This is a genomic window from Bradyrhizobium sp. 23, from assembly GCF_023073295.1.
Classification (GTDB): domain Bacteria; phylum Pseudomonadota; class Alphaproteobacteria; order Rhizobiales; family Xanthobacteraceae; genus Bradyrhizobium; species Bradyrhizobium canariense_D.
The window spans coordinates 80,359-90,074 of sequence record NZ_JADPJF010000103.1 but is presented as its reverse complement, the minus strand read 5'-3'; the positions used below and the strand labels follow the sequence as shown (position 1 = coordinate 90,074).

Here is a 9,716-nt window from a genome sequence, read left to right as displayed (position 1 = left end):
GAGCCGCTCCTTCTCCATGTGGCGCAGGCCGGCGGCCGGCTCGTCGAGCAGCAGCAGCATCGGATCGACGCACAACGCACGGGCGATCTCGACGATCCGTTGCTGTCCCAGTGAGAGCGAGCCTGCGAGCTGATGCATCTGCTCGCCAAGTCCGACCCGCTCGATCTGGCGGGTGGCTTCGGCGAGCAGCTTTGCCTCATCAGTGCGGTCGAGCCGCAGCATCGAGGAGATCGGCCCCGAATGGCCGCGCAGATGGGCACCGATCGCGACGTTTTCCAGCACGGTCATATCAGGCACCAGCTTGACGTGCTGGAAGGTGCGGGAGATGCCGAGCTTGACGATCTCCTGCGGCGGCGCCCTGTCGACCTTGTTGCCGAGCACGGAGATCGAGCCCGAGCTGGCCGACAGCACGCCGGTGATCAGGTTGAAGGTGGTGCTCTTGCCGGCGCCGTTGGGGCCGATCAGCGCGACGATCTCGCGAGCCTGGACGTCGAAGGAGACGTTGTTCACCGCGACCACGCCGCCAAATTGTTTCCGCGCCTTCTCGACCTGGAGCAGGACGCTGGATTGGCCGGGCGAGCGGGTGCGCTGCTCCAGTTTCAGCGAAGTGTCTGGCTTCTTGCCACTGGTACGCTGGGGCAGGAACGACATCAGCCAGGGCCAGACGCCGCCGGGTGCGAGCTGGAGCAACGCCACCAGCATGATGCCGAACACGATGGTCTCGACCTGGCCCGAGCCGGGCAGGATCAACGGCAGGTAGCTCTGCAGCACTTCCTTCAGGACCACGACCAGCGCCGCGCCCAGGACGCCGCCCCAGACATAGCCGGCGCCGCCGACCACGGCGATGAAGAGATACTCGATGCCCGCCTGCGCGCCGAACGGCGTCGGGTTCACCGCGCGCTGAAGATGGGCGTAGAGCCAGCCGGAGAGGCCGGCGAGCACGGCGGCATGGATGAACACCAGCATTTTCGCCCGCGGGGTGTGCACGCCGAACGCCTCGGCCGCGACATGGCCGCGCCGGAGCGCGCGGATGGCGCGGCCGGTGCGGGAGTCCAGCAGGTTCATCGTGAGCAACGCCGAGAGGATCACGGCAACCCAGATCGCGTAGTAGATCGAGCCGGGCGAGAGCATTTTGAACGAGCCGATCGACAGCGGCGGGATCGCCGAGATGCCGTCGTTTCTTCCCAAAAATTCCAGCTTGCTGAAGAGATAGAACAAGCCGAGTCCCCAGGCGAGCGTGCCGAGCGGCAGATAATGGCCGGAGAGACGGACGGTGACGAGGCCGAGCAGCACCGCCAGCAATCCGCTGACCAGCAGCGACAGTGGTAGCGTCAGCCAGGGCGACATGCCGTAGGTTGTCGACAGCACCGCGGTGGTGTAGGCGCCGAAGCCGACGAAGGCCGCTTGTCCAAACGAGGTCAGGCCGCCGACGCCGGTCAGCAGCACGAGGCCCATCGCGACCAGGGCCGCGAGGCCGATATTGTCGAGCAGCACGATCCAGAATGGGGGCATGCCCGGAACAAACGGGATCGCCGCCATGATCAGCGCGAAGATGAGGATGGGGAGCCGGCTCTGCATCTTGGCGTCAGTCCTTCTCTTCCTCGACCGCAGGCGCCGCGAGCGAGCGCAGCAGCAGCACGGGAATCAAGAGCATGAAAACGATCACCTCCTTGTAGTTGGAGGCATAGAAGGACGAGAACGCCTCGACGATGCCGACGACTAGCGCCGCGACGGCGGTGAGGGGGTAGCTGACAAGCCCGCCGATGATCGCGGCGACAAAGCCCTTCAGGCCGATCAGGAAGCCCGAGTCGTAATACAGCGTCGTGATAGGCACGATCATGATGCCCGACAGTGCGCCGATGACGGACGCCAGCAGGAAGGCGATCTGACCGGATAGCGTGGTGCGGATGCCGACGAGCCGGGCACCGAGCCGGTTCACAGCGGTCGCGCGCAGCGCCTTGCCGTAAAGTGTCAACCCAAAGAACAGCCACAGCCCGACGATGAAGGCGATGGTAATGCCATAGACCGTGATGCTCTGGCCGGTGAAGCGCAGCGCACCGCTGGTGAAGGAGCCGGACAGCACGGCAGGTCCGCGCTGGCCTTCGGCGCCGAAGAACAAAAGGCCCAAACCCTGAAGCGCGAGGTGAACGCCCACCGAGGCGATCAACAGCACCAGCACGGAGGTGTGCGCCAGCGGCTGGAATGCGATGCGGTAGAGAAACAGGCCGATCATCGCCACGATCACCAGCGACAGTGCGATGCAGACCGCAACCGGCGGCTTCTGAGAGGCGTAGTAGACGGTCAGCGCCAGCACGATGGCCGGCAGCACGATATTGGTGATGACGCTGCGCAGGATCAGGCGTCCGTGCAGCGCCTTGCGCGCGGCGAACAGGTCGAACGCGAAGGCGCCAATGCCCAGGGCGAGCGCGAGTTTCGCCGTACCCGGCATCTGGCCCGCGGCCAGCGAGGCATAGGTCAGCGCGCCATAGGTGACGAATTCGCCTTGGGGAATGAGGATGACGCGGGTGACGGCGAACACCAGCACCAGCGCCAGGCCGAGCAGCGCATAGATCGCGCCATTGGTGATGCCGTCCTGCAGCAGGAACAGCATGATGGTGGTATTCAAGACCGGACGCTCCCCCTCAAAGATTCAGGACCGGTCCCCTGATTGTGGTGGACGGTCCGCTCACAGCCATTGAACAGCGCTGACGATATTTGATATGGTCCATAACAATTATCAAATATAACATCAAGGGTGGCGAACGATCCTCCCGAACTTAACGGGATTGCGAGCATGAGGCGATGACCGTTTCCAAAACCGCTGAAAAGTCCTCTGAAAAACCCGCCGAGACCGCCAAGGGCCGCAAGGACGCGGCCGACGGGCCTGGTGAAGCCCTCCAGCTCGGCGAGCTCTCGGAGCAGCTCGGCTATGTCCTGAAGCGGGCACAGCTCAAGGTGTTCGAGAACTTCCTGCGCTGCATGGCCTCGCTCCAGCTCACGCCGGCGCAGTTCTCCGTGCTGCTGCTGGTCGAGAAAAACCCCGGCCGTAACCAGACCGAGATCGCCTCCACCCTCGGCATCCTGCGCCCGAATTTCGTGGCGATGCTCGACAATCTCGAGAGCCGCGACCTTTGCGCGCGGATCCGCTCCACCAACGACCGCCGCTCGCACATCTTGGTGCTGACCGACAAGGGCAAGGCCGTGCTGGCCCGCGCCAAGAAGCTCGTCGCCACCAAGCACGAGGCCCGGCTGAACGAGCTGCTCGGGCCGTCCAACCGCGAAGCCCTGCTCGGGATGCTCTCGAAGATCGCCAACGAGTTTTGACGGTTGATTGCCCGGCGACCGGGCATCAAACCCGGAAGCGCGGGCGGGCTGGCGGCGGTTATGCCGCAGAGCGAACCGGTCGGGCATGGCAGGTGTTTTCGCGGACAGGAAATGGCGCTCGATTTCCTCGGCGGGCAACGGAGGGCTGAACAAATAGCCCTGCATTTCCGTGCAGCCCTCCGCTGCGATCCGGTCCCGTTGCTCCTCGCTCTCCACCCCCTCCGCCGTCGTCGTCATGCCCATCCCGCGCGCCAGTGCCGCCACCGCCCGCACGATGCTGAGGGATGCCGCATTGTTTTCCACGCCGCTGACGAAAGACCGGTCGATCTTGATCTTGTCGAAGGGGAAGCATTGCAGATAGGTCAGTGACGAATAGCCGGTGCCGAAATCGTCCATGGCGACCTTGATGCCCAGCGCCCGGAGCTGGTGCAGCGTCGTCAGCGTTCCGTTCCTGTCCTGCAGAAACACGCTTTCCGTGATCTCGATCTCCAGCCGCCGCGGATCGAGGCCGGAGGCCGCCAGCGCGCCGACGATCACCTCCGTCAGGCCCGGCTGGCGGAATTGCACCGCCGAGATGTTGACGGCGACGTGCAGATGGTCCGGCCATCGGCTTGCAGTGCCACAGGCCTGCCGGATCACCCATTCGCCGATCGGCACGATCAGGCCGATCTCTTCCGCAAGCGGGATAAAGCTGTTGGGCGCGACCAGTCCGCGCCGGGGATGTCGCCAGCGGATCAAGGCTTCGAAGCTGCTGATCTCGCCGCCGTCGGTCTTCACGACCGGCTGGTAGTGCAGTTCGAACTGGCCGGCGGCAAGGCCGTTGCGCAGGTCCTGCTCCAGCCCGCGACGGCTTTGCGCTTCTTCGCCCATGGCCGGTTCGAAGAAGCAGTGCATGCCGCGGCCGTCGCTTTTCGCGCGATACAGGGCCAGATCGGCATTGTGCAGGAGTTGCTCGGGCGTCGAGCCGTCGCCAGGCGCAATCGCGATCCCGATGCTCGCGCCCGCAATGGTCTGGTGTCCGTCGAGCCCGAACGGAGCACTCAGCGTCCTGACAACGTCGCGCGCCAGCAGGTCCGCCTCGCTCGAATTGGAAATCGGCGTCTGGAGGATCACGAATTCATCGCCACCCATGCGCGCGACCGTATCGCTGTCGCGCGCGAGCTGCTTGAGGCGGCGGCTGACATCCTGCAGCAGGATGTCGCCGGCCTGGTGGCCCAGGGTGTCGTTGACGGCCTTGAACTTGTCGAGATCGACGTGGTGGATCGCGAACATCCCGCCCTGTTCGAGCGCCTGCTTGAGGCGCTGACCGAGCAGGGCGCGATTGGCGAGGTCCGTCAGCGCGTCGTAGTGCGCCATATGCGCGATCTGCAATTCCGCCTTGCGCTGCTCGGTGATGTCTTCGTGGGTCGCGACCCACCTGAGATCGGGCATCGGTCGGTGCCTGATCTGAAGGTTCGCCCGTTCTGCATCTCGACGATGCTGTCCATGGCCTCGGCTGACATGGCGACATCGGTCCGCCATTTGGCGTATTCCTCCCGCGTCATCGCCGGCACGCTGCCGACCTCGTAGCGTAGGTCGAGGATCTCCTGGAGCGGCGTGCCCGGACGAACGCGGTCGGGCGGCAGGCCGTACATCTCGATAAAGTGCGTGTTGCAGACCACCAGCCGATGGTCGGCGCTGAAGAAGCAGAGTCCGTGCGACATGTTGTTGATCGCGATGTCGAACTGAAAATTGCGCTCCTGCAACCGCCGACTGAGCTCTTCGCGCTCTGTAATGTCCTCGTGCGTCGCCATGCCGCCGCCGTCGGGCAGGGGATGAATGGTGTAGGCGATGATTCGTCCGTCGGCGAATTGCTGGACCGTCTGCTCACTGACGACCGAACCCTCGGTGCGGGCACGGACATAGGCGCCGGCTTCTCCGCCGATGCTCAGGCCCAGTTTGAGCCGATGCTCGATCAGGTCCTTGATCGGCGTGCCCGGGTGCACCTGGTCGGGCGAGAGCGCGTACATCTCGCGGTAGATCAGCCCGACAATTCGCCCAATTTCGGGACATGTTCCTGAAACTGCGGCGAACGCGAGGTTAAGGGCGGCGATGCCCGCCCCCTGGAAAAGAGGACACCGACGAGAATTCAGAGATCGTTAACCATGTCGTCCGCCGAACCGCGCGGGGCGCCGGCGGGATGGCGATGCCACCGTGTCAGTCGACCAGGATTACCCTGATGTCGTTCACATTGGTCAGCGTGGGCCCCGGCAGCAACAGGTCGCCCGTCGCCTCGAAGAACGTGGTCGCGTCGTTGTTGTCGAGATAGGCCTGCGGCTGCAGCCGCTGCGCCGCCATCTTCGCGAACGTCGCCGCGTCGATCAGCGCGCCGGCGGGATCAGTGGGATTGCCGGCACCGCCATCGGCGCCGTCGGTGTCGCCGGCGAGCGCGGAGATGTCAGGCGTGTCCTTCAAGAGGCCGGCGAGCGCCAGCGCGTATTCCTGGTTCGGGCCGCCGCGGCCATTGCCGCGCACGGTGACCGTGAGCTCGCCGCCGGAGAGGATCGCGACACGCTTGCCCTGCGCGCGGGCCTGAAGCGCCAGCCTGGCGTGATCGGCGGCAACGTCGCGGGCCTCCCCTTCGAGGTCGGCGCCGAGATCGATCGTCTCGTAACCGGCCTCATGCGCGAGTTTGACCGCAGCGTCGAGCGATTGCTTCGGACGTGCGATCAATTCGAAATGCGCGCGCGCGAAGGCGGCATCACCGGGCTTGCAGCTCTCGTTGGCGGGGTCGTCCAGCGCGCGGCGGACGGCATCGTCGATGTCGAGCTTGTACCTGGCGACGATGGCGCGCGCATCATTGAGCGTGGTCGGATCGGGCACGGTCGGACCGGAGGCGATTGCGGAGGGATCGTCATGCGGCACGTCGGAAATCGCAAGCGTCACGATCTCGGCGGCATTTTTGCCGGCGCGCGCCAGCCGCCCGCCCTTGATCCGCGACAGATGCTTGCGCACGACATTCATCTCGCCGATCGGCGCGCCGGAGCGGAGCAGCGCCTTGTTGACCGCCTGCTTCTGCCCGAAGCTGATGCCGTTGACGGGCGCGATCCAGTTCGCCGAGCCGCCGCCGGTGAGCAGCACCAAGAGCAGATCGTCCGGCCCGGCCTCGGCCGCGAGCGCCAGCGTGTCGGCCGCGCCCTTCAGGCCGGCTTCGTCGGGCACGGGATGACCGGCCTCGACCACGCGGATGCGGCGCGTCGGCACGCCGTAGCCGTGACGCGTGGTGGCGATGCCGACGAGGCGTTCCGGTGCGAGCCCGAGCGTATCGAGATAATGCCGCTCGGCGGCGGCGGCCATCGCGGCCGCGCCCTTGCCGGCGGCGAGACAGATCACGCGTCCCTTTGGCGCGGGCCGCAGGTGCGGCGCCAGAATTGTGCTCGGATGAGCGGCGGCAACGGCGGCGTCGTAGAGCGCGCGGAGCAGGGGGCGTCGGTCGGTCATGACGAAGGGCCTTGAGCGGACAGGAAAGACTGGCGGCGAACGCGCCGCTCACCTGCCTACCGCATCATGCGCCAAAGCGTAAGCCGGCTTTGCCATCATTCGATTGTGCAATCGCGTGATCATAATCGCCGCGCAAGCAAAAACCCCCTGCGATGGTTCGCAGGGGGTTTCCGTCGTCGCGTCCTTGATGGGGCTAACCGCCGACGTCGGCGCTGATCACGTCTCCGAACAGCTCAAACTTCTCGCCTTTGAACTTCTCGAGTTGAAGCTGGCTGATCGGCGCGAAATCGGTCGGCGAGGTGTTGATCTTCACGCCCGGCAGCAGGGCCTCGGTGCGGAAGTCCTTCAGATTCGCCGCTTGCTTCATGACGTTCTCGCGCGTGAGATCGTCACCGCACTGCTTCAAGACCTGAACCAGGGTCTGGGCCACGGCATAGCCGACGATCGTGCCCTTATCGAGCTTGTCGCCCTCGGGGAAGTATTTGGTCATGAAGGCGAGAAAGTCCTTCATGCCGGCATCATTGGCCCACTGCGGATCCGATACGTCCTTCAGATAATCGGCCGAGATGATGTCCTGGCCGTTCTCGAAGCCGGCAGGCTTCATCACGCTGCCGACGGAGGCAGAGACGTTGTTGAGGAAGTGCAGCGGCTTCCAGCCGATCTCGGCGTTCTTCTTGATCGCCTGGGCTGCGAATTTCGGCGTCGTGATGTTCATGAAGACGTCGGCGCCGGTCGACTTCAGCTTGACGATGTGGTTGTCGATGGTCGGTTCGGAGGTCTCGTAGCTCTCCTCCACGACGATCATCGACGCGGCTTTGGCGCCGAGGCCGTCCTTCAGGCCCTTGAGATAATCCTTGCCGTAATCATCGTTCTGGAACAGCACGGCGATCTTGGCGTCGGGCTTGTTCTTCAGCAGCCACTTCGCGTAGATCTGCGTCTCGCTCTGGTAGTTGGGCTGCCACCCCATGGTCCAGGGGAAGTTCTGCGGATCGTTCCACTTGGTGGCGCCGGTGGCGACGAAGAGCTGCGGCACCTTCTTCGAGTTCATGTATTTGTGGATCGCCGAGTTCGGCGGCGTGCCGAGCGAGTTGAAGATGAACAGCACCTCGTCGCTCTCGACCAGCTTGCGCGCCTGCTCCACCGTTTTCGGCGGCGAGTAGGCGTCGTCGTAGCTGATGAAGTTGATCTTGCGACCGTTGATGCCGCCTTCGTCGTTGATCTTCTTGAAATAGGCGGCTTCGGTCCGTCCGATGATGCCGTAGGCGGAGGCCGGTCCGCTGTAAGGCATGATGTTGCCGACCTTGATCTCGGTATCGGTCGCGCCGGTGTCGTATTTCTTCTGGGCCGATGCAGTGGAGGCCGAGGCCGCAATGAGCGCGAGCGCCAGTGACGCGGCCGCAAGTTTGCCGGTGACAGCGGGCATTCCTATCTCCCTATTTTCTTGGTGTGTGTGCGTCCCTTTTCTTGTGTTGCCTGTTTTTGGTGACGCAGCCGCAATTCAATACGATTTACCTGATGCCTACAACAGAAAGCCCCTGCGGCGGGGTCGCGGGGGCTGCTTCTTTAGTAGTCAGGGGCGGCCGCGCGCTCGTGTGCGACTGCGAGAAGAGGCATCCGCTTGAGTTGATGAACCGATCAGGAGCGAGTTTGAGTTGCGCGGCTTCAGTGGTCGAGCTCGCTCGAGATCACGTCCCCGAACAGCTCCCACTTCTTGCCCTTGAAGCGCATCATCTGGAGCTGCTCGATCGGGGCGAAATCGTCGGCTGCGGTGTTGATCTTGATGCCTGGCAACAGCGTGTCGGGCTGGAAATCCTTCAAGGAGGCGGCCTGCTTCATGACGTTGTCGCGGGTGAGGTCGTCACCGCACATTTGCAGCACCTTCACCATGGTCTGCGCGGCGGCATAGCCGAACACCACGCCGGCATCGAGCTTGTTGGCCTTGGGATCGTATTTGGCGAGGAAGTTGTAGAATTTCTTCATGCCGTCATCGGCATTCCATTGCGGGTCGGAGGCGTCCTTGGTGTAGCTCGCCGACAGGATCCCTTGCGAGATCTCGAGCCCCGCCGGCTCGAGTACGCCGCCGACCGAGGCCGAGACGTTGGAGATGATGTGGACCGGATGCCAGCCGATCTCGGCCGCCTTCTTGATCGCCTGCGCTGCAAATTTCGGGGTGGTGATGCTGACGAAAATGTCGGCGCCGGAGGCCTTCAATTTCACAACGTGCTCGTCGATTGCCGGCTCCGACGTGTCGTAACCGTCTTCCAGCACGATCATCGAGGCCTTGGGTCCAAGGCCATCCTTCAGCCCTTTCAGGTAGTCCTTGCCGAAATCGTCGTTCTGATAGAGCACGCCGATCTTGCCGTCCGGCTTCTCCTTCATGATGTATTTGGCGTAGATGCGCGCCTCGCTGGCGTAGCTCGGCTGCCAGCCCATGGTCCAGGGATATTGCTTCGGATCGTTCCACTTCGAAGCGCCGCTCGCCACGAACAATTGCGGCACCTTCTTCTCGTTCATGTATTTGCGGATGGCGCCGTTGGTGGAGGTGCCGAGCGAGCCGAAGATCAGCAGCACCCCGTCGCTCTCGACCAGCTTGCGGGCCTGCTCCACCGTCTTCGGCGGCGAATAGCCGTCGTCGTAGGAGATGAACTTGATCTTGCGGCCGCCGATGCCGCCCTCGGCATTGATCTTGTTGAAATAGGCTTCCTCGGCCTTGCCGATCGCCGCATAGGCGGAGGCCGGGCCGCTATAGGGCATGATGTTGCCGATTTTGATCTCGGTATCGGAAGCGCCGCTGTCGTATTTCTTCTGCGCCAGGACCGGGCCGCTCATCGCAGTGCACAACGCGAATGCGGCCAGAACGCCCGCAACCTGAAATCGAACGGCAGTCATCTTTCTCCACCCGGAACGGATCG

At 63.9% G+C, this 9,716-nt stretch carries 7 protein-coding genes and 1 pseudogene; 1 reads left to right on the top strand and 7 read right to left on the bottom strand.

Features of this window, described 5'->3' with window-relative positions; translation table 11 throughout:
- Both IVB32_RS25505 and IVB32_RS25500 read right to left on the bottom strand, forming a co-directional pair.
- Positions 1-1,578 (bottom strand): ATP-binding cassette domain-containing protein (locus tag IVB32_RS25505; protein WP_247411772.1); only part of this gene is annotated, 1,578 nt, incomplete at its 3' end.
- Between the two features lie 7 nt (positions 1,579-1,585).
- A complete protein-coding gene (locus IVB32_RS25500) occupies positions 1,586-2,626 on the bottom strand; it encodes a branched-chain amino acid ABC transporter permease (RefSeq protein ID WP_247411767.1) in 1,041 nt (346 codons plus the stop codon).
- 176 nt (positions 2,627-2,802) lie between these two features.
- Here IVB32_RS25500 and IVB32_RS25495 point away from each other — a divergent pair, with 176 nt between their 5' ends.
- The gene (locus IVB32_RS25495) at positions 2,803-3,324 is read left to right on the top strand and encodes a MarR family transcriptional regulator (RefSeq protein ID WP_007605305.1); all 522 of its coding nucleotides are present in this window, start codon (positions 2,803-2,805) and stop codon (positions 3,322-3,324) included.
- A gap of 198 nt (positions 3,325-3,522) precedes the next feature.
- On the opposite strand, the pseudogene IVB32_RS25490 reads toward IVB32_RS25495, so the two are convergent.
- From IVB32_RS25490 to IVB32_RS25470, 5 genes and pseudogenes are all read right to left on the bottom strand, one after another.
- A pseudogene (locus IVB32_RS25490) lies at positions 3,523-4,680 on the bottom strand (EAL domain-containing protein); the annotation flags it as partial.
- Complete coding sequence (locus IVB32_RS25485; protein WP_026233591.1) at positions 4,659-5,333, bottom strand: PAS-domain containing protein; 675 nt, start codon at positions 5,331-5,333, stop codon at positions 4,659-4,661. The gene IVB32_RS25485 and the pseudogene IVB32_RS25490, both read right to left, overlap by 22 nt.
- Before the next feature lie 187 nt (positions 5,334-5,520).
- Positions 5,521-6,804 (bottom strand): glycerate kinase, encoded by a 1,284-nt coding sequence (locus IVB32_RS25480; protein ID WP_018458478.1) that lies wholly within the window; start codon positions 6,802-6,804, stop codon positions 5,521-5,523.
- A 193-nt stretch (positions 6,805-6,997) separates the two neighbouring features.
- Positions 6,998-8,227 (bottom strand): ABC transporter substrate-binding protein, encoded by a 1,230-nt coding sequence (locus IVB32_RS25475; protein ID WP_018458479.1) that lies wholly within the window; start codon positions 8,225-8,227, stop codon positions 6,998-7,000.
- Positions 8,228-8,466: 239 nt separating this feature from the next.
- A complete protein-coding gene (locus IVB32_RS25470) occupies positions 8,467-9,693 on the bottom strand; it encodes an ABC transporter substrate-binding protein (RefSeq protein ID WP_018458480.1) in 1,227 nt (408 codons plus the stop codon).
- Positions 9,694-9,716: the final 23 nt, after the last annotated feature.